At 68.3% G+C, this 24,379-nt stretch carries 18 protein-coding genes; 13 read left to right on the top strand and 5 right to left on the bottom strand.

Translation table 11 applies throughout. The features are described from left to right. Positions 1 to 26: 26 nt before the first annotated feature. Together ACWY4P_RS03320 and ACWY4P_RS03315 are read right to left on the bottom strand one after the other, a co-directional pair. Complete coding sequence (locus ACWY4P_RS03320; protein ID WP_456208581.1) at positions 27 to 155, bottom strand: hypothetical protein; 129 nt, start codon at positions 153 to 155, stop codon at positions 27 to 29. Then, the gene (locus ACWY4P_RS03315) at positions 155 to 1,360 is read right to left on the bottom strand and encodes a LacI family DNA-binding transcriptional regulator (protein WP_456208580.1); all 1,206 of its coding nucleotides are present in this window, start codon (positions 1,358 to 1,360) and stop codon (positions 155 to 157) included. The genes ACWY4P_RS03320 and ACWY4P_RS03315 overlap by 1 nt, the downstream gene beginning before the upstream one ends. Positions 1,361 to 2,122: 762 nt before the next feature. Here ACWY4P_RS03315 and ACWY4P_RS03310 point away from each other — a divergent pair. The 5 genes from ACWY4P_RS03310 to ACWY4P_RS03290 are packed head-to-tail and all read left to right on the top strand — an operon-like array spanning position 2,123 to position 9,131. Then, on the top strand, positions 2,123 to 4,663 hold the full coding sequence (locus ACWY4P_RS03310) for an alpha-mannosidase (RefSeq protein ID WP_456208579.1): 2,541 nt from the start codon (positions 2,123 to 2,125) through the stop codon (positions 4,661 to 4,663). A gap of 41 nt (positions 4,664 to 4,704) precedes the next feature. Further along, the gene (locus ACWY4P_RS03305) at positions 4,705 to 6,009 is read left to right on the top strand and encodes an ABC transporter substrate-binding protein (protein ID WP_456208578.1); all 1,305 of its coding nucleotides are present in this window, start codon (positions 4,705 to 4,707) and stop codon (positions 6,007 to 6,009) included. Next, a complete protein-coding gene (locus tag ACWY4P_RS03300) occupies positions 6,006 to 6,959 on the top strand; it encodes a carbohydrate ABC transporter permease (RefSeq protein ID WP_456208577.1) in 954 nt (317 codons plus the stop codon). The genes ACWY4P_RS03305 and ACWY4P_RS03300 overlap by 4 nt, the downstream gene beginning before the upstream one ends. Then, complete coding sequence (locus ACWY4P_RS03295) at positions 6,959 to 7,828, top strand: carbohydrate ABC transporter permease (RefSeq protein ID WP_456208576.1); 870 nt, start codon at positions 6,959 to 6,961, stop codon at positions 7,826 to 7,828. Before ACWY4P_RS03300 ends, ACWY4P_RS03295 begins: the two co-directional genes overlap by 1 nt. Position 7,829: 1 nt before the next feature. Beyond that, the gene (locus tag ACWY4P_RS03290) at positions 7,830 to 9,131 is read left to right on the top strand and encodes a glycoside hydrolase 5 family protein (protein ID WP_456208575.1); all 1,302 of its coding nucleotides are present in this window, start codon (positions 7,830 to 7,832) and stop codon (positions 9,129 to 9,131) included. Here the strand turns inward: ACWY4P_RS03290 and ACWY4P_RS03285 are convergent. Next, positions 9,100 to 9,636: a hypothetical protein gene (locus tag ACWY4P_RS03285; protein WP_456208574.1), complete on the bottom strand. Its 537-nt coding sequence runs from the start codon at positions 9,634 to 9,636 to the stop codon at positions 9,100 to 9,102. The two genes, ACWY4P_RS03290 and ACWY4P_RS03285, sit on opposite strands and share 32 nt — an antisense overlap. 118 nt (positions 9,637 to 9,754) lie before the next feature. Here ACWY4P_RS03285 and ACWY4P_RS03280 point away from each other — a divergent pair, with 118 nt between their 5' ends. Further along, positions 9,755 to 12,424 (top strand): endo-beta-N-acetylglucosaminidase, encoded by a 2,670-nt coding sequence (locus ACWY4P_RS03280; protein ID WP_456208573.1) that lies wholly within the window; start codon positions 9,755 to 9,757, stop codon positions 12,422 to 12,424. Between the two features lie 151 nt (positions 12,425 to 12,575). On the opposite strand, the gene ACWY4P_RS03275 is transcribed toward ACWY4P_RS03280, so the two are convergent. After that, entirely contained in the window at positions 12,576 to 12,902 is a 327-nt protein-coding gene (locus ACWY4P_RS03275; RefSeq protein WP_456208572.1) for a plasmid stabilization protein, read from the bottom strand. A 217-nt stretch (positions 12,903 to 13,119) separates the two neighbouring features. Then, positions 13,120 to 15,810 (bottom strand): cellulosome protein, encoded by a 2,691-nt coding sequence (locus ACWY4P_RS03270; protein ID WP_456208571.1) that lies wholly within the window; start codon positions 15,808 to 15,810, stop codon positions 13,120 to 13,122. Positions 15,811 to 16,120: 310 nt separating this feature from the next. Between ACWY4P_RS03270 and ACWY4P_RS03265 the strand changes: the two genes are divergently transcribed. From ACWY4P_RS03265 to ACWY4P_RS03235, 7 genes are all read left to right on the top strand, one after another. Next, positions 16,121 to 17,161: a LacI family DNA-binding transcriptional regulator gene (locus tag ACWY4P_RS03265; RefSeq protein WP_456208570.1), complete on the top strand. Its 1,041-nt coding sequence runs from the start codon at positions 16,121 to 16,123 to the stop codon at positions 17,159 to 17,161. 129 nt (positions 17,162 to 17,290) lie between these two features. Then, on the top strand, positions 17,291 to 18,529 hold the full coding sequence (locus ACWY4P_RS03260; RefSeq protein ID WP_456208569.1) for a sugar ABC transporter substrate-binding protein: 1,239 nt from the start codon (positions 17,291 to 17,293) through the stop codon (positions 18,527 to 18,529). A gap of 20 nt (positions 18,530 to 18,549) precedes the next feature. Continuing rightward, the gene (locus tag ACWY4P_RS03255; protein WP_456208568.1) at positions 18,550 to 19,530 is read left to right on the top strand and encodes a carbohydrate ABC transporter permease; all 981 of its coding nucleotides are present in this window, start codon (positions 18,550 to 18,552) and stop codon (positions 19,528 to 19,530) included. After that, positions 19,527 to 20,372 (top strand): carbohydrate ABC transporter permease, encoded by an 846-nt coding sequence (locus ACWY4P_RS03250; protein ID WP_456208567.1) that lies wholly within the window; start codon positions 19,527 to 19,529, stop codon positions 20,370 to 20,372. The genes ACWY4P_RS03255 and ACWY4P_RS03250 overlap by 4 nt, the downstream gene beginning before the upstream one ends. Positions 20,373 to 20,435: 63 nt before the next feature. Beyond that, positions 20,436 to 22,166, top strand: coding sequence for an amylo-alpha-1,6-glucosidase (locus ACWY4P_RS03245; protein ID WP_456208566.1), 1,731 nt, complete (start codon positions 20,436 to 20,438; stop codon positions 22,164 to 22,166). 155 nt (positions 22,167 to 22,321) lie between these two features. After that, a complete protein-coding gene (locus tag ACWY4P_RS03240) occupies positions 22,322 to 22,978 on the top strand; it encodes a hypothetical protein (protein WP_456208565.1) in 657 nt (218 codons plus the stop codon). A 337-nt stretch (positions 22,979 to 23,315) separates the two neighbouring features. Further along, positions 23,316 to 24,311 carry a 3-oxoacyl-ACP synthase III family protein gene (locus tag ACWY4P_RS03235; RefSeq protein WP_456208564.1) on the top strand — a complete coding sequence of 332 codons (996 nt, stop codon included), beginning with the start codon at positions 23,316 to 23,318 and terminating at the stop codon, positions 24,309 to 24,311. Positions 24,312 to 24,379: the final 68 nt, after the last annotated feature.

Below are 24,379 nucleotides of genomic sequence, written 5' to 3'. Positions count from 1 at the left end.
GCGGAGCGGGTAGTGCCCAGCCGTCCTTAGTTGAGGCGTCTGTGCGTCGTGATGACGTTGTCGAAGGTCTGCCCGATGGTCAGCCACCCGGTCAGTTCCTCGACGGTACCCAGCACTACGACACTGGGCTCCACGTAAGCCAGCTTCACCTTCATCAGGGTTCCTCTCCTTCCGTTTCGTCGCCTTCGGTGCGTGTTCCTCTCCAGACTGCTTCGTACGTCTGGACGAGGACTGGACGTCCGGTGGACACGGCCGCGCCCGGCTCCTGACCTGCGGGAGGGGCGGTGCTCTGCCGTACGACGAGCTGTGGAGTGGGGGCCTGCACGGCGCGGGGTTCGGCGCGTTCGGCCACCACCCGGAGCAGTTCGGTGGCCGTGAGCGTGCCGAGTGCGAAGGTGTCGCGCGTGAGTGCGGTGAGTGTGGGACGCGCCATGGTGGTGAGGACGGAATCGTCGAAGGACACGACGGAGACTTCGTCGGGAACGGGGATGCCCATCTCGGTGGCCACGCCGAGTCCGGCGACCGCCATGACGTCGTTGTCGTAGATGACCGCCGTGTAGCGGGGGTCCGCTTCGAGCAGACGGCGGGTCGCTGACGCGCCCTGGGCGTCGGAGTAGTCGGTGGCGATGGACGTCACGTCGATGCCGGCGGAGTCGCGTACTTCGTCGATGGCCCGCAGGCGGCGCCGCGTGTGCTGGTAGGACGCGGTGCCGCTGACATGGCCGATGCGCCGGTGTCCGAGGCTGACCAGATGGTGCAGGATGCTGACCGTCGCGGCGTGGTCGTCCACCCAGACGCTGGTCAGCGGCATGGGGTTGCCGTGGCCTCCCAGTACTACCGCGGGGATGCCCAGATCGGCGACGAGTTGGGGCCGGACGTCGTCGACCGCGAGGTCGAGCAGGACAAGCCCGTCGACCCGGTTCTCGGCTGCCCAACGCCGATAGACCGCCATCTGGGTCTCGGTGTCCTCGACGATGAGCAACTGGGTGGCGATCCCTCGATTGGACAGGCAGGACTGCAGGCCGGAGAGGAACTGGGCGAAGAAGGGCTCGACGCCGAGCGTGCGTGCGGGACGGGCGATGACGATGCCGACGACGTCGTTGGTGGCGCCCTTGAGCGCCCGTGCGGCCAGGTGTGGGCGCCAGTTGAGTTCATCCGCGACATCGAGGATGCGCTTGCGGGTCGCATCGCTCAGGCCGGGGCGTCCGTTGATCGCGATGGACACCGCCGCGACGGAGACGCCCGCGAGCCGTGCGATGTCGGTGCTGCGCAGCCGGGGCGGCGGTTCCCCGGTGCGCGGGCGACCGGGGGAGCCCGAGTCCGCCCCCGCTCCTGACGAGGCGTGGTTCTTCGGTGGCATCGATCCTCCATCGTGGCCCGCATGGACTTTACGCAAACGTGATGACGCGCTGCGGTGACCGGCGAACTGAAACGTATTAATCTGCGGCCACTCGCGCTACTACTAAAACGTATTAGATGGCCTGTCGCTCCTCCTCCGTGGAGAGAACCCCGCATGCACAATCACTTCAGCAGGACACTCGAGCGGCTCGACCGCGTACGCCGGGAACGCATCCTTCCTCAGGTCCACAGCCACCTGGCGGGCGTTGAGATCGAGGCATGGGCGGTCGGAGACGACGGCGAGCCGGTGAGCCCTCGTCATGCGCTCGGGCTGATGCCGGAACCTCATCGCGGCCGTCCCGACTACCGCCCCTTCGCCCTGGGGGACGCATGGGGGCCGGCGTGGTCCACGACCTGGTTCCGTGTCCGCGGCAAGGTCGAGCCCGGGACTCCCGGACCGATTGACCTTCTCCTCGACCTGGGCTGGTTCGACCACTCCGTCGGCGGTCACTGCGAGGGCCTGGTGTTCACGCCGGACGGCACCATCGTCAAGGGCCTGCACCCGAGGCAGACGGCGATCCGGCTCAGCGAGAAGGAACTCAGCGAGTGGGAAGGCAACGCCGACCCTGGGCTGCTCGACCCGGAAGGTCGCTTCGTGCTCTACGTGGAGGCCGCGGCGAACCCTCTCCTGTTGGGGCTGCCGCCCTTCGTCGTCACCGAGCACGGTGAGAAGGGGGCGCGGGAACCGTTCGAGCAGTTCCGGTTAAGGCGTGCGGAGATCGCCGTGTTCTCGCCGGAGGTGTACGCGCTCCTGTCCGACCTGGACGTGCTCGGCGGCCTGGCCGCCGAACTCACCGAGGACGAGCCGCGGCACTGGCGACTGCTCCGCGGGATCGAGCACGCTCTCGACGTCTACGACGAGGCGGACGCCGAAGCCGGCGCCCGCCGGGCACGCGCCGTTCTGGCGCCGCTTCTGGCCGCCCCCGCACACTCCTCCGCCCACCGGATCACCGCGGTGGGGCACGCGCACATGGACTCGGCGTGGCTGTGGCCGCTGCGTGAGACGGTGCGCAAACTCGCCCGGACCGTCTCCAACGCCCTCGCCCTGCTGGACGCCCATCCCGATCTCGTCTACACCATGTCGGCGGCGCAGCACTTCGCCTGGCTCGAAGAGCACTACCCGGATCTCTTCGCGCGGGTGCGGGACCATGTCGAGCGGGGGCGGCTGGTGCCCGTCGGCGGTATGTGGGTGGAGCCGGACGGCGTCATACCCACCGGCGAGTCCATGGTGCGCCAACTGACCTACGGAAAGCGGTACTTCCTCAGCCGTTTCGGCATCGAGGCGCGGGAGGTGTGGCTGCCCGACTCCTTCGGCTACTCGGGAGTGCTGCCACAGTTGGCGCGCCGGGCCGGGGCCCGCTGGTTCCTGACGCAGAAGATCTCCTGGAACGACACCACGACCTTCCCGCACCACTCCTTCTGGTGGGAGGGCATCGACGGCACCCGGATCTTCACCCACTTCCCACCGGCGGAGACCTATGCCGCCGAGATCACCGCCCGCGAACTGCGCCACGCGGTCACCACCTTCAAGGACAAGGCGATCGCCTCCCACTCGCTGTTGCCCTACGGCTATGGCGACGGCGGGGGCGGCCCCACCCGGGAGATGGCCGAACGGCTGCGCCGCTTCGGCGACCTGGAAGGCGCGCCACGCGTGGTGTCCCGGACTCCGGCGGAGTTCTTCGAGGACGCGGAGGCGGAGCTGCGAGAGGTCGAGTCGGTCGCGCCGCCGCTGGCACCCGTCCACCGCGGGGAGCTGTACCTTGAACTGCACCGGGGCACCCTGACGTCCCAGGTGGCGATGAAGCGGCACAACCGGCGCTGCGAATCGCTGCTCCGGGCGGCCGAATACCTCAGCGCGGCGGCCGCGGTGCTGCGGGGAACGCCCTATCCGGGGGAGAGCCTGGACGAGATCTGGCGCGGCGTGCTCCTGCACCAGTTCCACGACATCCTGCCCGGCACCTCGATCAGCTGGGTGCACCGCGAGGCGCGTGACACCTACCGGGCGACCGAGGCCCGCCTGCACGAGCTCATCGACCAGGCGGCCAAGGCCCTGAGCACTCCAACGGCCGGGCAGACGGGCGGGGAGCCGGCCGGGCCGCTCCCGCCGTTCGTATCCGCACGTACCGCCGGCGCGGAGCGGGAGCCGGACCCCGTCCGGGTCAGCGACGGGGAAGCCGGTGCCACCGTCCTGGACGACGGCCTGCTGCGGGTCGTCATCGACACCGGCGGCCACGTCACCTCGCTCCTCGACCTGCGCGGTGGCCGGGAGGTGGTGCCGCCCGGCGGACGCGCGGGCGTACTTCAGCTGTTCCGTGACGAGCCGGTGCGGTGGGACGCGTGGGACGTGGACCGGCACGCTCTGCGGAACTTCCAGGTGGTCGACGATGTCACCAGCCGGACGGTGGTCCGGGACGGACCCGACGCCGGCGTCGAGGTCGTCCGGCGGTTCGGCTCATCGACGGTCACGCTGACGATGTGGCTGAGGGCGGGCACCGGACGGTTCGAGACCGAGTGCGCGGTCGACTGGCGGGAGCGTGAGCGCCTGCTCAAGGTCGCTCTGCCGGTCCATGTCATGGCGCGAACGGCACGGTACGAGACGCAGTACGGATACGTCGAGCGCCCGCTCCTGGTGAACACCGCGGCGCAGGACGCGATGTTCGAGGCCGCCATGCACCGGTACATCCAGGTGGCCGACGGCGACTACGGTCTGGCCATCCTCAACGACACCATGTACGGCGCCGACGCGCGCGCCGAACGCGACTCCACGGTCGTCAGGCTGTCGCTGCTGCGGGGCAGCCGCTTCCCCGACCCGGACGCCGACGTGGGCCGCCACCACTTTCGCTGGGCACTGCTCCCCGGTGCGGACGTGCCCGCCGCGGTGGAGGCCGCCTCCTTGTTCAACGCGCCCGACATCGCGGCGCTCCCACCACTGGAACCCCTGGTGGCGATCGAGCCGCTGGCCGGTCACGCGATCGTCGACTGGGTCAAACTCGCCGACGACGGCTCGGGGGATCTCATCGTGCGGGTCTACGAGACGCAGGGCAGCCGGGCGCGAGCCCTGCTCCGTCCCTGCGCGGAACTCGGCGCGGACGCCGTCGTCTGGGAGACCGACCTGCTGGAACGAGAGCTCCTGACCGAGGACGTCGTCGAGGACGACCTGTCCACGGCCCTGCCCCGGACCTCGGCCGGCACGCGCCGTCCCGCCGACGGCGCGGCCCTTGATCTCGGCCCCTTCCAGGTGGCGACCCTGCGCATCGCCCCCTGATCCGAAGGCGCCACCACACACCCCATATGAGGAGAAGACGAATGATGTCAGCGGGAAGACGGGCCGCGCTCACCGCGGGACTCGCTGTCGGATCGTTGCTGCTGTCCGCCTGCGTCACCGGCGGTGGCGGCGGCGACACGGCGACGAAGGCACCGGACGGAAAGGTGTCCGGCAAGATCACCTTCCAGACCTGGAACCTGAAGAACGACAAGTTCACCTCGTACTTCAACGACCTCATCGCCGCGTTCGAGAAGGCCCACCCGGGCACCGACATCAAGTGGGTGGACCAGCCCGCCGAGGGCTACCAGGACAAGCTGTCGGCCGACGCCGCGGCCGAATCCCTCCCCGACGTGGTCGACATGGGGCCGGAGGCCGCCTACACCCTGGCCCAGGCGGGCGTTCTGCTCGACCTCAACAAGGCCGACCCGAAGGCCAAGGGCAAGTACCTGGACAAGGCATGGGAGGCCATGACGTTCGACGGCCTGGAGGGCGGCACGTACGGTTACCCGTGGTACCTGAACACGGGGCCGTCCTTCTTCAACAAGGCCCTGTTCAAGAAGTGCGGGCTGGATCCCGACAAGCTGCCCGCCACCTACGACGAGCTGTTCGACCAGGCGGAAACCATGGCCGAGAAATGCTCGGACACGATGATGATCGCCAGGATGCCCGCTATTGAGACCTTCGGCGAGTACGGCGTGCCGCTCATGGACAAGCGTGGCGAGAAGTTCACCTACAACGACGCCAAGGGCGTGGAGTACGTCGAGCGGTTCCGCAAGCTGTACGCCAAGAAGGGGATGGACGAGGAAGCGCTGAACAACCTTCAGACGAAGGAGGTCGAGGAGTTCAAGGCAGGCCGCCTGGCCTATCTGCCCGGTAGCTCCTACACGCTGGGCGATCTGAAGGCCACCGCGCCCGGCATCTACAAGAACCTGGGCATCGGGCCGCGGATCAACAACAGCGCCCCCAACATGTACATCGAGTCCCTGGTCGTCAACGCGGGCAGCAAGAACCAGTCCCTGGCCATCGCCTTCGCCAAGTACGTGACCAACTCCGCCAATCAGCTCCTCTTCGCCAAGAAGGCGTCGGTCTTCCCCTCGTCGGCCGGGACACTGGACGACGAGTACTTCACCAAGGACGACGGGGACCCGGCCACCAAGGTGCGGCTGGAGAGCACCGCCCAGGTGAAGAAGGCGGTGGTGTGGTGGCCGCCGGCGTTCTCCGGGGCGGCCGACAGCCAGACGCTGCGGGAGCAGATAGCTCAGGCACTGCTGGGCAAGAAGTCGGTGAAGAAGGCCCTGGACGACTCCGTCCGGTACTCCAACGAGCGCCTGGACGCGAACAAGTGACCTTCTCCGCTCAGCGTGGGACCTCCCTGAAGCGAGGCGGCCGCCCGCCTCGCCGCAGGGGGACCGTCCTGGCAACGCACCGCTGGATCCTGACCCCGTGGCTGTTTCTGCTGCCCGGGCTGACCGTCATCGTGCTCATGGTGATGGTGCCGTTCGCGAACACCCTGGGGCTGGCCTTCACGGACTCGACCCTGCTGCGGCAGGGCGAGTACGTCGGGTGGGAGAACTTCCACCGGATGTTCGCCGACGAGCGCTTCACCACCGCCCTGCTGAACTCCACGCTCTACACCGTGTGCGTGGTGCCCTGCATGGTGGTGCTCCCGCTCATCCTCGCCACGTTGGTGAGCGGCGCGGGACGGCTGACGGGTTTCTTCCGCACCACCATGTACCTGCCCGTCGTCATGTCGCCCGTGGTCGTCGGGCTGATCTGGACGAACATGCTCGACAAGCGAGGTCTGGTCAACGCGTTGTTCGGCACGCTCCACATGGTTGCCGAGCCCGTGCCCTTCCTCAGCGACCGGTGGCTGCTGCTCTTCAGCGCGATGTTCGTCACCGTGTGGACCGGCTTGGGCTACTACATGGTCATCTACCTGGCGGCCCTGGCCAACATCGACCAGAGCCTGTACGACGCGGCGGCGATGGACGGCGCCGGGGTGGTGCGCACCTTCCTCAACGTCACGGTCCCCGGCGTGCGCTCGACGATGACACTCATCGCCGTGCTGTCCTCCGTGGCGGCCTTCCGCGTGTTCGGCGAGATCTATGTCCTCACCGGCGGCACGGGGGGAGTGGGCGGAGGCGATCTCACCATGACCATGCTGATCCAGCGCGAGGGCACCGGGCTCCAGGCGCGTACCGGGTACGCGGGCGCGATCAGCCTCTTCATGTTCGTGATCCTCGGCGGGATGCTGCTGGTGCAACTCGCCGTGCAGCGCAAGCAGAGGAGTTCCTGATGGCTCGGCTCTCTCCCCGCTCGCGCACCACGGCCGCCCGGCGGCGCAGGGCCCGGCCGGGCTCGCCGGCGCGCTACCTCATCCTCGTGCTCATGGCGGTGCTCCTGGCGGGACCGCTGGTGTGGCAGCTCTCGCTGTCTCTCAAAGGCGCCGGTGAACCGCTGTACACCCGGCCGCCCGAGGTGATCCCCGAACACCCCACGCTCGACCACTTCGCCACGGTGCTCGACCGCGTTCCCGTGCCGCGCTATCTGCTGAACTCCCTGACGGTGGCGGCCATGGCCGTGGTTGGCAACGTTGTCGGCGCCACCTGCGCCGGCTACGCGCTGGGCAAGCTGCGCTTCCGTGGCAGGGGCCTGGCGACCGCGGTCTGTGTCGCCGCCCTGCTGGTCCCGTCCGAGACCGTCCTGATCGCGCAGTTCCTCACGATCAGGACCGCCGGGCTGGTGAACACGCTGGTCGGGGTCGCCCTGCCGACCCTTGTGGCGGCGCTGAACGTGCTGCTCATGCGCAACGCCTTCCGCAACCTTCCCAACGAGTTCGAAGAGGCCGCCATCGTCGATGGCGCCAACGCCTGGCAGCGATTCATCCGGGTTTCCGTGCCCCAGGTCAAGGGCGTGATCACCGTGGTGGCGATCTTCGCCTTCGTCGGCTCGTGGAACGACTTCCTCTGGCCCCTGATCGTCCTGTCGGACGAACAGAACTACACCCTCACCGTCGGCCTGAACCGGTTGCGCGGCACCTTCTACGACGACCCGCGCCTGATCGCGGCCGGCACCATCATCGCCCTGGTTCCCATCGTGGCGTTCTTCGCCGTCTTGCAGCGCTACTTCTTCCGCGGGCTGGAAGCCGGCGGCCTGAAAGGTTGAGATGCTGAGGTTTGGAGTCAACTACACGCCTTCTCAGGACTGGTTCTACTCCTGGCTGGCCCCGGACCGGGAGGCCACCCGCCGTGACATGAAGGCCCTGGCCGGCCTGGGAATCGACCACGTTCGCATCCTGCCGCTGTGGCCCGTGGTGCAGCCGAACCGGACCCTGATCCGCCGCCGTGCCCTGGAGGACATCCGCGAGGTGGTGGAGATCGCCGGCGAGGCCGGTCTCGACGCCGGGGTCGATGTCCTCCAGGGACATCTGTCCGGCTTCGACTTCGTGCCGAGCTGGCTGGCGAACTGGCACCGGCGCAGCATGTTCAGCGACCCCGACGCCATCGCCGCGCAGGCCCTGCTGGTCGAGGCGTTCGACGAGCACCTGCACGACCTGCCCAACTTCCTCGGACTGACCCTGGGCAACGAGGTCAACCAGTTCACCTCGGCGGTGCACCCCAACCGGATGCCCGCCACGACCCCCCAGGTGACGTCATGGCTCAACGCCCTGCACGGCACCGGGCCGCGCGACCCCCGCCACTTTCGTCTCAACGCCGAATACGACGCCGTCTGGTACGCCGACGGCCACGCCTTCGTCCCGGCTCACTCCAGCCGACACGGCCAGATGAGCGTGGTGCACTCGTGGATCTTCAACGGGACGGCGCAGGGTTACGGTGCCATGTCCCACGAGAGCGTCCACCACGCCGCCTACCTCATCGAGCTGTCCCGCGCCTTCGCCTCCGACCCCGCCCGCCCGGTGTGGCTCCAGGAGGTCGGAGCCCCGCTCAACCACCTCACCGAGGACCAGGCGCCCGATTTCTGTGCACAGACGGTACAGGCGGCGGCCGACAGCGAGGCGCTGTGGGGAGTCACCTGGTGGTGCTCACACGACGTGCCACGCCGGCTCGGGGATTTCCCGGAACTCGAGCACAGCCTCGGCCTGATCGGCGCCGATGGCGCGGTGAAGCCGATCGGACGGCGCTTCGCCGCACTCGCCGATGAGCTCCGTGACCGCCCCTGCCCTTCGCCCCGGCGAGAAGCCGTCGTGGTCCCGGTCGACGACGAGGACGTCCCCGTCTCCCGTGCCGAACTGTCGCCGGGTGGCGGCGTGTTCGAGACGTGGATGGGGCGTGCCCGCGCCGGAGCTCGCCCCACCCTGGTCACCTCCACCTCCGCCGCCGACCCGGATGCGCTGGGCGTCCGCGGCATCGAATCCCTTGTCCACGCCGAGCCCACCGGGCGCACCTTCTACAGCTCGGTCAGCGACGCGGAGGTACTCAACCGGACACACACCCGTGCCGAACACTGAACACGCGGTCGCCCCCGCGCCCGCCATCGTCGAACGCGTCCTCAGCCAGCTGACCCTGGAGGAGAAGGTCGGTCAGCTCAACCAGCGACTGTACGGCTGGCAGGCCGTCGAACGCGCTCCTCGGGGCGGTTTCCGGCTCACTCATCGCGCCCGCACCGAGATCGACCGATGGGGCGGCCTCGGGGCCCTGTACGGGCTGTTCCGCGCCGATGCCTGGTCGGGCCGCTCGTGGCACGACGGCATCCGGCCCGAGGAGCGGGCCGAGGTCGCGGCCCTGGTCACGGCCGTACTGCCCGTGCGGTACAACGACCGTTACTCGGCTGCCGACGTCTACCGGGACGTGCCGGACCCGGTGCTGTTCCCCTTCGGGTTCGGTCTGCGCTACGAAACCGTCGGATTCGACCACCTCACCGCGGACGTGACCGAGCGATCGGTACACGTCGAAGTGGACCTCACCAACCCCGCCCCCACCGAAGCCGAGGCCATCGTGGCTCTGTTCGGTCACCGTATCGGAGGGACGGTCCTGCCCCGGCGACGAGAACTACTCGCCTTCCGCCGGGTCACCGTCCACCCAGGCCGACACCACCCAGACCGGACCACACTAGGGAAAGCGAGGAAATGGCATGGCACGACAACACCGCACCGGAAGACGGGCCTCAGCCCGGGCACGCACCGGTGTCCTGGCAGCGGCACTGGCCCTGACCCTGGGCGCCGGCACCGCTCTGGCCAGCGACACCCTCCCCTGGACGGGAGAGAGCGCCGTCGGAGCCAACCAGCCCTACCAGCACGGCTACTCCTCCACCGACCTACTGCGCTGGAACCCCGCGGACGACACCGACGCCGAACTGCTGCGCGCCAAGGTGCCACTTCAGACCCGCATAGCCCCCAATACCAGAACCCAGCGCAATCCGGCGCTGCCCGCCGACACCCAACTGCTGAGCCTCGCGGGCGACTACGGCAACGCGTTCTTCGAGAGCCACCCGTACACCAACGAGTTCAGCCAGTACCTCTTCAACTACTGGCAATACGCCGACGTGTACGCCTCCTGGCACGGCATGCCCACCGAGGGCGTGCCCGTGAACTACTACGACCCCAACCTCGACTGGAAGGAGAAGTGGTTCGAGTTCGGGGCGGTCAACCTGCCCAACCCCGGCTACACCAACGCCGCGCACGCGAACGGCGTGCGGTCGCTGGGCTGCATCTTCTTCTCTCCGAACGACCGTGGCGACCAGGCGTACTCCGAACTCCTCGTCCGGGACGCCGCTGGCAACTTCCCCGCCGCCGCGAAGCTCGTCGAGGTCGCCAAGTACTACGGTTTCGACGGCTACTTCTTCAACCAGGAAGACGCGGTCGCGCCGGCCGACATCCCCGCCTTCAAGCGATTCCTCAAGCAACTGCGCGACGGCGGCCTGTACGTGCAGTGGTACGACTCCATCGACAACTCCACGGGCAGGGTCTCGTACCAGAACGAGTTCAACTCGGTCAACGGTCCGTTCGTCCGTGACAAGGCCGTGGGGGACGTGTCCGACTCCGTCTTCCTCAACTACTGGTGGGACAAGACCAAGCTCACCCGGTCGAAGACCTACGCGGAAAGCCTGGGTCTCAACCCCCGCAAGAGCGTCTTCGCGGGCGTCGAGGCGGGCATGTACCAGTTCGACCAGCCGTACAACCTCGACAACAACCTCGGTGCCGACGGCGCTCCCATGAACGGGATAGCCACCCTGGGCGCCGACTTCGTCTCCTCCGACTACGCCAACAAGACCGATGACAAGGCCCAGTCGGCGGTCTTCGACCGGGAACGCCGCTGGTGGACCGGCTCGTCCCAGGGGACCACCACGGCGGAGGGCAGCTGGAAGGGCATATCGAAGTACGTCGCCGAGCGCTCCGTCATCAAGGGCAGCACCTTCGCGACGTCCTTCAACACCGGACACGGCCTCTCGACCTGGAGCGACGGCAAGCTCTCCAACGACGCCGAATGGGGCAACATCAACCTCCAGGACATCCCGGTGACCTGGCAGTGGTGGATCGACGCCGCGAGCTCGCCCCTCAAGGCCGACTTCGACTACGGCCCCGAGTACACGCCCGCCGGCCGCTTCTCCTACCAGAAGGTCGGCGCCTACAACGGGGGCAGCTCCCTGGTACTCAGCGGCAGGCTCGACAGCGACAACACCGCGCGCCTCTACCAGACCGACCTGAGCGTCAAGGCGGAGTCGACTCTTTCCCTGACCTACAACAAGCCCTCGGCGGACGACGACTCCGAGCTCCGGCTCGCGCTGGTGCTGGCCTCCGATCCCAGCAAGGTGGTGCAGGTGCCACTGTCCGGCTCCGGGAAGCGCACCGACGGCTGGACCACCGTCTCCGCGGACCTGTCGGACTACGCCGGAGAGCACATCGCCTCCCTCGGCCTCGTCGTTGCCGCCGGTGCCCGACCGATCGAAAACTACCAGGTCAACCTGGGTGCCCTGGCGCTGCACGACGGCGTCGACCGCACCCCGGCCAAGCCCGGGAATCTGCGCATCGACCAGTTGCTGCCCGAGAGCGATGAGCTGTTCCTGTCCTGGCAGCGCAGCGACTACGACACGGTCCGCCGCTACGACGTCTACCTCGACGACACCTACCTCGGTGGCATCTACGACGACGTCTACTACGTCAAGCGATTCACCGCCACGTCAGGGAAGATCAAGCTCGTCGCGGTCGGCCCGGACGGATCCCGGAGCAAGCCCGCGACCGTGTCCTTCGACCTGTCCACGGCCCCGGCCGACGTGACCGCCAAGGCGAGCTCCGACGGCACGCTGAAGGCGACATGGGCCCCGAGACAGACCGGTCAGCCCGTCACCGTGGCGGTGCGCAGCCTCGATACCGCCAAGCCCTACACCAAGGAGGTCACGGTACCGGGGCAGCAGACGAGCGCGACCCTGACCGGCGTGCCCGTCGACGGAGAGGCGTACCTGCTCACCGTGAAGACCGAGAACGGCACAGCCACCGGCGTGCGTGGCACCTTCGCCGACGCCGAGGTCAGCCCCTACCCCGCCTCAGCCGTGAAGATCACGGGGAACACCTTTACCTTCTCCCGCCCGACGCTCTCCGACTGGCACACGCTGACAGTCCTGGAGGGCGGGCAGCCGAAGTCGTTCGCCACGACGTACGGGTCGGGCAGCAAGCCGTATATCGTCCGCGGCCGCACCACCCGATCGGCGATGACGGTGACCATGTCCAGTCCTACCAGCAAGGTCGTCGCGGTGCTGGAGGACTACGCCGGGAACAAGGTCTCAACGGTGCTGCGCGACAGCTAGACCGCGCGTTTCCCCCGCCGTGGTGACCGAATAGCGACAGGACGGCGAAAGTGCCTTCCCGACCGGGATGACGAGGCTCGTTCAAGGCCTCCGCCATTCCGGCAGGAAGGCACTTTCCGCTTGTGTCGACCGCGGGTTCGGGCCCAGTGCGTCAGCGGCCGAGCGCCTTCGCCAGTTGCTCCTTGGTCATCTGGGAGCGGCCCTCGATACCGCGCTGTTTGGCCTCGTTGTACAGCTGGTCACGGGTGGGGCCCTTGGCCCCGCTGTGCGACCGCTGGCCGCCTCGCTCCGGCGCGGACTTCGGGTCCCGCGTGGACGACTTGCCGGCGGTCTTGGCCTCGCCCGATCGGGCACGTTCCTTGTTGACGGTACGGGCAGCGATCTCCTTGGCCCGGGAGGTGGAAGTACCACGCTCTTCCTGGCTCTCCTTGATGTGCTCGTACTGTCGTTCCCGCTTGCGGTTGGATCCTGCAGGCATTGCTCAGCCTCTCCTTCCCGCGTGTGGACCACCTTCACCTTCAACCTTAGGACAGTCCTCGAAGAAGGCATCTCCGACGGGCGAAGGCTGCTTTTGACGAGCTCCCGGCCCTGTCCACACCCCTCGGCGGCGGGCTCACCGGCGGCGCAGAGCGCGGGCAGCAAGCCGAGTACCACGCCCTTAATGGCCCGGTCGGTGGCCCGGGGTGTCCGCCGGGCTAGTTCTCCGCGAGCGGTGTGACGGCGATCTGGTCGATGACCGGAGCGTACGGGGACCGCTGGTCGTACTGGTTGTAGGTGTCGCCGTCGAAGTCGGGAAGTTCCTCCGCCGTGAAGGTGAGTCGGTTGGTGCCCTTTCGCAGGGTGACCGGGACCGTCAGGTCCCAGAAGTTGTTGAAGTGAAAGGTCGTCGGGAAGAGGATCCTGCGGGCCGGCCCGTCATCCACCGAGAGGTCGGCGTGCCGGGCGATCGGGTCGGGGTTGTAGTGGGTGGCGGGCGCCTGTTCGGCGTTGGAGTAGCGGATGGTCAGCGCGTGGCGGCCGGACCGCTCGGCGACGACATCGAGGGTGAGGGCGTTGGTCTTCCCGTCGCCGATGCCGGTGACCGCCTTGCCGCCGGAAGCGAAGCCGTAGGCGTCGGTCACCTTCGCGGCGCCGGTCGGCGCGCCGCTCTCCGCCTGGTACACCTTGGTCGTCAGCGTGCCGCTGGAGGGGGCGACCCGCAGCCGGTCGAGGAGCAGTTCGCGTGACGTTCCGGTGACGGTGATCTTGTTGATGCCGCCGGACAGGAACATCCGGACACGATCGGTGCCCTTCTTGCCGCCCCCGACCTCGGACACGTCGAGCTGCTCACCGTTGAGGGAGAGACTCGCCCGGCCGCCGCCCAAGTGGTCGACGGAGATGGTCGATTCGCCATCGGTGGGGGAGTGGACCCAGAAGGTCGCGGACGCGCCTTTGGCCAGTGGGACCGCGCCGGGGCCCGAGGCACCGGGGTGGGTGTAGCCGGGCCGGGTCCCGGCGAGGGTGGCGTACTCCGCCTCGTAGATCGCCGGCGCGGTCACCTGCTCGTCGCGCAGGGACAGGTCGATCTTGTCGATGATGGCGTCGCCTTTGGTGACGCCCAGGTCCGGGTCGCTCGCGGCGAGCGTGATGCGGTGCTTGCCGGCGGTGAGCTTCACCGTGGTGTCGGTGTGGCCCCAGACCACCCACTTGTAGCCGAGCGGCAGCCGCAGCTCCTGCGGGTCCTTGCCGTCGACGCGCAGGAAGACATTGGTGGGGCCCTGTTCCTTCACCAGGTCGTACAGGTTGTAGGAGTTGGCGAACACGCTCAGGTCGTATGTGCCGTCCCGCGGGACCTCCACATCGAAGGCGAGGACGCCGTCGGAGCCGGTGCGCAGGCCGCCGACGTTGTAGCCGCCCGACGTCGCGAACTTCCCGACCTGGGAGGGCGAGCCCTCCGGGCCGTTCTTGGAGTAGCCGCCGCCGGTGTAGGCGGCGTTCTCCGCTTCGTACGTCTTGCGCCAGCTCACCGAGGGGTCGGCCGGCGCGCCGCCGTTCCCGCCGGGGGAGAGGATGACCTGGTACGCCGACATCTCGTTCATGCCGGTCATCGGCAGGGTGACGGTGCCGTCGGGGCCCACCGCGAGCTCCTGGTCCGCGAGCCGCAGGGGCTGGGCCGAGTCGCCGACCTGCCCGGTCCAGGGGATCTCCTGCACGGTGGCGTGGACCGTCGTCCCGAACAGCTTGGGGTCGATGTTCTTGAAAACGACGTCCGCGTCGCCGCTCTTGCCGCCGAAGATCGCCCGGGACTGCTTCTTGTCCTTGTCGAGGGTGGCGACGCCCTGGAGGGTGTACTGCTCGTTGGGGTGCGGGGCGGTCACCTCCACCGTGTGGCCGGACATCTGTCCATATGCGTTGAACAGCCACCACTGGCCGTTGCCCTTGTTGGCCTCGACGGCCGAGTCGTTGAGGTTGCCGTCGATGTTCCAGTACGCGAGGTCGGCGTCGATCTTGGACTCCTCGATGGCGGAGACCCACTGGACGACCTGGCCGGGCACGGAGAGGTGGTAGTTGTGGCCGTACTCGTTGACGTTGACCGGCAGCGGGCCGACTCCGACGTCCTTCTCCATCTGCCGGTACTTCGCCACGTTCGTGCGGACCGCGGCGGGGCTGGACAGCTCGTGCCAGGTCATCACGTCCGGTACCACGTCGTTGGCCTTGGCGTACCGCAGGAAGTCCTTGACCTGGTCGTAGAGGACGCTGGTGTTGGGGCCCGCGACGCGGGCGTCCGGGTCGAGGCCCTTGATGAGGTGGTAGACCTCCTTCCAGGCGGCGAAGTAGTACTGCGGGTCGCTGAGCCAGGAGATCTTGTTGTAGCTCCACTCACCGGTGCCGAACATGTTCCCTTCGGGTTCGTTGAAGGGGACGTAGACGATGTGGTCCTTGTAGTCGCCCATGGTCAGGGCCTGCTGAACCTGCTTCTTGATCTTCTCCTTGAAGTCGGCGAGCCGCGCCGGACCGTCCGCGCCGGGCCACTGGTAGGGGAAGCCGCGGTAGATGTCGGTCATGTAGACGTAGACGTCCTTGCCGCCGGATTCCACGAACGGCGGCAGGACCTCAAGGGCGTCCGCACCGGGATGCTGAGGGCCGTCCTGGGCCTTTGTCGACACCGTGCGGACGTGCATGCCTTCGAGGACGTTGCGGCTGGGTACGCCGTCGCCGTAGATCCCGTACAGCGAGCCGGAGGCGCCGCCGTGGAAGGCGCCGGTGTCGGTGGCGAGGTCGATGGTGAGCTGTTCGGGTTCCGCCGCGCGAGCCGTGCCGGCGGCGGGCACGGCGAGGAGGGCGGCGAGGGCTGTTACGGCGGTGGCACCGGCGCTTGCGGTTCTTGAGCTGCGGCTGCGTCGCACTGAGGTCTCCGTTGGGTGATCTGGCCCGTCCCTGATGCGAACCGGTTCGATGGCTTTCGAGCTGGGCGGGCCTGGAACGGTGCGGCCCGGTTCCAGGGATCGGGCAGTGGTGTGCGGCTCTGTCGAACCGGTTCGCCGGAAGCTAGCACCGCGGGAAAAGGGCCAGCAATACCTCCGACACGGATTGAGCGGCAGTTTCCCGGAAGTGCGCGCAAGGCATTGACACCTGCCCCGGCCGCTCCTAACTTCCCTTCACGCGAACCGGTTCGACAATCGGCTCGCTCTCGAATCGGTTCGACGAAGGAGTGCCGTGAACATCGGTGAGATCGCCAAGCGGGCCGGTGTCTCGCGGAGCACCGTGTCCTACGCGCTGAGCGGCAAGCGCTCGGTGTCGGAGGAGACCCGCCGCAAGATCCAGCGGGTCATCGACGAACTGGGCTACCGGCCCAACGCCAGCGCACGTGCCCTGGCCAACGGCCGGACCAGCACCATCGGCCTGGTCTTCCCACCGGCCGGCACCCACTACACCGGCATGCAGCTCAACTTCATCGGCAGCGTGGTGGAGGCCGCGGCGGCCTACGACTACGACGTGCTGCTCTCCCCGAGCGGCGTGGACAGCGACCGCTCGTTCCAGCGGCTGCTGGCCGAGCGGCGGGTCGACGGTGCGATCCTGATGGAGATCAGGCTCCAGGACGACCGGGTCGACCACCTCGTCGCCGAGAACTTCCCCGCCGTGTGCATCGGCCGCACCGCACACCCCGGGGGCGACTGGTGGGTCGGCCTGGACCACACCGCGCTGGTCGAGGCATGCGTCCACCACCTCGCCGACCTGGGCCACCGCAGGATCGCCTTCGTGAACCGGCCCGAGCACCTCCTGCGGGCCGGGTACGAGTCGGCGCACCGAGGGCTTGACGGTTTCACGAAGGCCGCGGCGGAGCGCGGGCTCACCGTACGGACGTACTGCTGCGGCGACGACGCCCCCTCGGGACAGGCGTGCCTGGAGCGGATCCTGCACGACGACCCGGCCACCACGGCGCTGGTCACGCTGAACGAGGCCGCGCTGGGCGGTCTGTACCGGGGCCTGGCCGTGGCGGGCCGCCATGTACCGCGTGACTTCTCCATCACAGGGGTCGTGGCCGCCACGTGGGCGGAGACGGTGACCCCGCAGCTCACGGCAGCGGACGTACCGGCGGAGCAGATGGGGCGCCTCGCCGTGGAACTGCTCGTCGAGCGGCTCGGCCATCCCGACGCGGCACCGCGCCACCACCTGCTCGCGCCGCCCATCTCCCTGCGCGCCAGCACCGGGCCCGCGCATCCGAGTCCGGACACCCGCACCGGCCCGAACGCCTGACAGCCGCTCCTTCCCACCTCCGCGCCCGGCCGCCCTCGTTCCCCACCGCTCTTTCACCGACCCCGCTCGGTCGGCCGCTGCCCGATCACTCCTTCGGCATGCCTTGCCGACACCGCAAAGGAACGCGCCATGAACACCACCACCGGACAACGGCTCACCGCCGTGGCCCTGACCGTCGCAGCCCTCGCCACCGGCACCACCGCATGCTCGTCCGGTGGCAGCACGTCCGCGAAGAGCGACGACGGCACCTACACCATCTGGGACCCCTACCCGCAGTTCGCCAAGGGCTCGGCGTGGGTGAAGCTGCTGGACGGCTGCGGCAGCAAGGCGGGCGTGAAGATCAAGCGGACCGCGTTCGACACGAGCGACCTGACGAACAAGGCGCTGCTGGCGGCGCAGCAGGACAACTCCCCGGACGTGCTCATCGTCGACAACCCCGTGGTGTCGACCCTGGCGGAGGCCGGCGTCCTCACGACCACCGAGGACAACAAGGTCGACACCTCGAAGGTCGACCTCAATCTGCTCGCGGCCGGCCAGGCGGGCGGGAAGACGTACGGAACGTCCATCGGCGCCAACACCCTCGCCCTCTACTACAACAAGGACGTCCTCAAGGCCGCGGGCGTCGACATCGTCTCGATCAAGGACTGGAAGTCGCTGACGGCGGCGCTGGCGAAGGTCAAGCAGGCGGGCAAGAAGGGCATTACCTTCTCCGCGATCGGCACGGAGGAGGGCAGCTTCCAGTTCCTGCCGTGGTTCTGGGGCTCGGGCGCGCAGCTGACCCGACTCGATTCCGCACAGGGCGCCTCGGCGCTGTCCCTGTGGACCGACTGGCTGAAGAAGGGCTATGCCCCCAACTCGGTGCTCAACAACACCCAGACCACCAGCTGGCAGGAGTTCGCTAGCGGCGACTACGCGTTCGCCGAGAACGGCACCTGGCAGCTGGCCAACGCGGAGAAGGCCGGCTTCGACTACGGCGTGCTCCCGATACCCGGCGCCTCGGGCGGCAACGCCGCGGCCCCGACCGGCGGTGAGTTCGTCACCGTCCCCGTCCAGGGCGACACCGGCCGCTACGCCACCGCCCAGAAGCTGGTCTCCTGCCTGACCAGCGCCGAAAACCTCTACACCACGGACACCACCCTGTCCTACGTGGCGCCCACCAGCGCGGTGCGGGACAGGCAGGTGGCGGCCGACGCCAAGCTGAAGCCCTGGGTCGAGGCGGTCAAGTCGGCCAAGGGGCGCACCAGCGACGACCTCGGCACCAAGTACCCCAAGATCTCGGAGCAGCTGTGGAAGGCGGTGCAGTCCGCCCTCAGCGGGGCCAAGTCCCCCAAGGACGCGCTCGCCACGGCCCAGAGCACGGTCAAGTAGCGGAAGAACAAGGGGAGTTGATGAACCGCACGGCACACCTCCCGGACCGTCGGCCCGCGCTCGACCGGGACGGGGCGCCCACCGCCCCGCCCCCGGCCCGCACCGCGCCACGGCGCCGCCCCCGCTCGCAGCAGTGGGCCGCCTGGGCCTTCCTCACCCCGGTCACCCTCTACCTCGTCCTCTTCTACGCCTATCCGCTGTACCGCAACTTCGATCTGAGCCTGCGCAACTACACCGTCCGCTCCTTCGTCCAGGGCGACGCGCCCTTCACCGGCCTGGCCAACTACCGGACCGTCTTCGACGACCCGACCTTCGCCCCGGCGCTCACCCACACCGTGGTGTTCACCGCCGTGTGCCTGTTCTTCCAGTACGCCATCGGCCTGGCCCTCGCGGTCTTCTTCAACCAGCACTTCCGGCTCTCCGCCACCCTGCGCGCCCTGTTCCTGGTGCCCTGGCTGCTGCCGCTCATCGTGTCGGCCTCCACCTGGTCCTGGATGCTGGGCAGCGACTCGGGTGTGGTCAACGCCGCCCTGCACGTCGTCGGCATCGGTCCGGTGAACTGGCTGACGTCACCGTCGTGGTCGCTGGCCTCGGTGATCATCGCGAACATCTGGATCGGAGTCCCCTTCAACCTGGTCGTGCTCTACAGCGGCCTCCAGTCGATCCCCGGCAGCCTGTACGAGGCGGCCGCCCTCGACGGCGCGAGCGCCTGGCGGCGCTTCTGGCACATCACCTTCCCGCTGCTGCGCCCCGTGTCCGCCATCACCCTGCTGCTGGGCCTGGTCTACACGCTCAAGGTCTTCGACATCATCTGGATCATGACCAAGGGCGGCCCGGCCGACTCGTCCACCACCTTCGCCACCTGGTCCTACCAGCTCGGCTTCGGCAATCTGCTCCCCGCCTTCGGCCCCGGAGCGGCCGTCGGCAACCTGCTCGTCTTCGCCGCCCTGGTCTTCGGCCTGGTGTATCTGAGGGTCCAGCGAAAGCAGTACGCCTCATGAGCAGCTCCGCCACACCCCGCCCCCGCCCGGGCCGCACCACCTGGTGGAAGACGGCCACCGGCCTCGTACTCACCGGGATCATGCTCTTCCCGGTCTACTGGATGCTCAACGCGTCCTTCACCCGCGATCAGGACATGCGCAAGAGCCCGCCGGATCTGTTCCCCGCGCGGGGCACTCTGGAGGGCTACCGGACCGTCCTGGACCAGCAGCTGCCCTACCTCGGCACCAGCGTGGTGATCGGTGCGGGGACGGTCGTACTGACCGTGGCGCTGGCCGCTCCCGCCGGCTACGCACTCGCCAAACTGCGCCCATGGGGCGGCGGTCTGCTCAGCTTTCTCTTCCTGGTCGCCCAGATGATCCCCGGCATCATCATGGCGATGGGCTTCTACGCCATCTATCTCAGCCTCGGACTGCTCCAGTCGGTGCCCGGCCTGATCGTCGCGGACTCCACGCTGGCCGTCCCGTTCGCGGTGCTGATCTTCACCGCGTTCATGTCCGGGATCCCGGGCGAACTGCTCCAGGCCGCGAAGACCGACGGAGCCGGACCCCTGCGCACGTTCTGGTCGATCGTGCTGCCCATGAGCCGCAACGCCGTCGTCACCGTGTCGCTGTTCGCGTTCCTGTGGTCCTGGTCCGACTTCGTCTTCGCCAGCACCCTCGCGAGCGGCGGCGCACACGAGCCGATCACCCTCGGCATCTACCACTACATCGGCAACAACAACCAGGAGTGGAACGCCATCATGGCCACCGCCGTCGTGGCCTCGCTGCCCGCGGCGGTGATCCTCGTCCTCGCCCAGCGTTACGTCGCCGCGGGCGTGACCGCCGGAGCCGTGAAGGACTGATTCCCTCCCGGACGCCCCCGGCCGGCTGCCGGTGACCCCTGCTGCAGAAACGAGTAACCCTTCATGACCGCTGCCCGACCCGGCCCGGCCTTCTCCCTCCATGACATCCCATTCAGCGCGTACGGATCCTGGTTCGACATCTCCCCGGTGCTGGCGGAGCAGAGGTACGCCGAAGACCTCCACCTGATCTCCCACCAGAACGGTATGCACGCCGTCCTGCGCCTCGTCCCCCTCGACCTCATGACGGGCGACCGGGCCGATACCCGCGTCACGGCGACACCCAGTCTCCTCAGCTGGGACCACGAGCACGGGCGAGTCGACCTCGCCTACGAGTCGCCGGACACCGTTCGTCTGCGGGGCGAAGGAGCCGCCCTGCGCGTCAGCGCTGCGGCACCGACCCTCACGCCCTTCACCGGCACGTACCTCTTCCGCGACCCGGCGGACGGAGCGTACGTGTTCACCTCGTACGAGACCGGGCGCCGCTACCGGCTCACCGTGCTGTCGGGGGTCGTACATGACGCCTCGGGCAGCCAGGCCCTGGGCAGTGCCGACCGTGGCCTCACGGTCACCGCGGACCACGGCGGAGCCTGGGAGGCCGCCGTCGAGGAGTTCGACAGCGGGCGCCGCCCCTACAGCGCCTCGACGACGTTCGGCGAGGTCGTGGCCGCGGCGGAGCGGGCCTTCGCCGACTTCGCCGACACCGTGGCCCCCTGGCGCTCTGCCCGTACCCCGGCCGCCGAGCTCGCCGCGTACGTGCTGTGGTCGGCGACGGTCGACCCGGCCGGCCTCGTCACCCGGCCCGCGGTACTGATGTCCAAGCACTGGATGGACAAGGTCTGGAGCTGGGACCACTGCTTCAACGCCCTCGCCCTGGCGCCCCGAGCGCCCGCGCTGGCCTGGGACCAGTTCTCGCTGCCGTTCGACCACCAGGACGAGAGCGGGGCGCTGCCCGACTCGGTCACCCACTCGGAGGTGCTCTACAACTTCGTCAAACCACCCATCCACGGCTGGACCTTGGCCCACCTGCGCCGACGGCTCCCCGAACCTCTCGACCGAGCCGAACTCGCCGAGACCTACGACAGATTGCGGCGCTGGACGGACTTCTGGCTCACCGCGCGCCGCGCCCCGGGCGCCGCCCTGCCCCACTACCAGCACGGCAACGACAGCGGCTGGGACAACGCCACCACCTTCGACCCCGAGCGCGTGGTCGTCACCGCCGACCTGGCCGCGTTCCTGCTGCTGCAACTACGGGAACTCGCGGCCCTGGCAACGGAACTCGGCCGCACGGACGAGGCCCGCGACTGGACGCGCACCGCGGAGGTGATTCAGACGGCCATGCTCGACGAGCTGTGGACGGGGGAGCGGTTCCTCGCCCGCGGTGCCGGCAGCGGCGACACCTGGAGCAGCTCGAGCCTCCTCGACCTCATGCCGATCGCCCTGGGCGAGCACCTCCCCGAGCACGTCGCCAAGACACTGGCCACCCGGATCGAGGCCCACCTGACCCCGTACGGACTGGCCACCGAACTGCCCACCTCACCGCACTACCGCCCCGACGGCTACTGGCGCGGCCCGATCTGGGCGCCCGCCACCGTCCTCATCGAGGACGGCCTGCGCCGCGGCGGCCACGCCCGCCTCGCCGACGAGATCAGCGCCCGCTTCCGGCTCCTCTGCGAGACTCACGGCTTCGCCGAGAACTTCGACGCCCTCACCGGCGAGGGCCTGCGCGACCGCGCCTACACCTGGACCGCGGCCGCCTATCTCCTGCTCGCCGAAGGCCACGCGCGCGGGCAGTGACGGTATATCGAACGTGATTCGCTATTTCGTCAGTTGGTGCTAGCTTCGTCTTGTCATGTACTGGTTCATCGAGGAGGTGTTCGATGGAAAGTCGCAGGATGACGCGCCGCGCGGTGCTGACCGCGACGGCGGGGGTGGCAGCGTTAGGTTCCGGGGTGTTCACGGGGACCGCCGAGGCGGCGACAGGGGCGACGGGGGCGACGGCACGTCAGGCCGCCGCCCCGCCGTCCAAGACCGTGCGGGTGTTCTATCTCAAGCCCACGGATGTGGCATTCGACCAGCGGTACCCCGATGGCATCACGAGTGTGATGAAGGAGGCGCAGCGCTACTACCGTCAGGAACTCGGCAAGACCTTCACGCTGAACACCCCGGCGGTGGAGGTGGTCAACGGTGACCACAACCGGGCCTGGTACGAGAACACGCGCAACGGCGACGACCCGTACTGGTGGGTGGTCTTCAACATGCAGCAGGAGCTGCTGCGCAAGTTGGCTCTCAACGCCCCCGACTCGCGCTGGCTGTGCGTCGGCGAGATCAGCGCCGAGGCCCAGGGCGTCTCCGGCGGTGGCGGTGGCGGCGGCTGGGTGATCCTCAGCGGCCACGACGCCGACGGCGCAGCCGGGACCAACGGCGCCATGAACCGGTGGTACGGCGGCATGGTGCACGAGCTGGGCCATGCCTTGGGTCTGCCCGACTCCACATCCACCGACGGCACACCGATGTCCGCGTCGTTCTACAACTACCCGAACTGCCACTTCAGCCAGGCCCAGAAGAACGGGATCCTGAACGGCCCGTACGGCAGCTTCCTGTCCTGAGCCCCCAGCTGCCACTGCCGCTGCCCCGACCGGCCGGGGCAGCGCCGAGTCACCGACGCCGGCCGACGGTCAGTCGGCCGGCGTCTGCTCGCTTACTCCACTCTCGGACCAACAAAAGCCATGTATGGCAGAACTATGTCAGTTTGAAACGACGGGGGCTGAAAACGGAGTATCGGCCACCGTTCATTGGAAGGATAAAGTGGCGCACGTCACAGTGGCTGCTTTCTCTGGTGCAGGCTAAGCTTCTTTCCCTGAGGCACCCATTTCCGTGTGAGTCCGCCGACTGTCGACGAGAAAAAATTGAAGGAACAGTGCGATTCCTGTTTCCATCGACGAATTGGACTTTCCTGTGCCGACAGGGATCATCAGCATCGGGTCTCATGTACCCGAGCACGTGGTCGGGAACGACAAGATAGCCGAATGGGCCGGCGTGTCCGAGGAATGGATCCACGAACGCACGGGAATTCGCGAGAGACGTTACGCGGGAACCGGAACAGCGACATCGGACCTCGCGGTACACGCGGTGCGGCAGATCTTTGCCGAGTGTGACGGCGCCGCAGAGCTGACCGACGCTCTGATCGTAGCCACGTGTACGCCCGATGTGCCCCAGCCGGCGACGGCGGCGATCGTGCAGCACAAGCTCGGGCTGCGCGTCATGCCGGCGTTCGACGTCAATGCGGTATGCAGTGGATTCCTGTACGGCATGGCCGTCGCCGACGGGCTGCGGTCGGCATCGCCGGATACCGAACACGTCCTGGTGGTCGGCGCCGATATGTTCTCCACCATCATGGACCGGACCGACCGGAGCACCGTGAGCCTCTTCGGGGACGGGGCTGGAGCCGTGCTGCTGGGCCCGGTGCCGGAGGGGTACGGGCTGCTGGCCATGCGGATGGTCAGTGATGGTGCGCTCCACCATCTCGTCGGGGTGCCGGCCGGCGGCACGGCTCTGCCGCCGGGCCCGGCCGCGCTCCAATCCGGGCAGCATTTTCTGAAGATGGACGGGCGTGCGATCCGGCAGTATGTGCAAACGACTCTGCCCAAGATCGTGGACCAGGTCCTGGACGACGCCGGGTTGGGCCTGGGAGACATCGACCGGTTCATCTTTCATCAGGCCAACACCCGCCTGTTGGAGTCCTTTGCCGACATGACGGGAATTGACCGGAAGCGCATGCCGCTCACCGCTCCCCACCTGGGGAACACCGCGGGCGCCTCCATTCCCGTCACGCTGTGTGCGGCGGACCGGGACCGGCCTCTGGAGCGAGGGGAAAACCTCTTGCTGGCGTCCATCGGTGGCGGCATGAGCGCCGCCGCGGCACTGGTGCGCTGGTACTAGCGCGCCCTCGCCGCGGCCCTTCTCATTCTTTCGTCCGGTCCTTCTCGTTCTTGCGCCCGACCGGTAGC

The sequence above is a fragment of the Streptomyces sp. LZ34 genome (assembly GCF_053890475.1).
The sequence above is the reverse complement of the archived record's forward strand: the minus strand, read 5'-3'. Positions and strand labels throughout refer to the sequence as shown.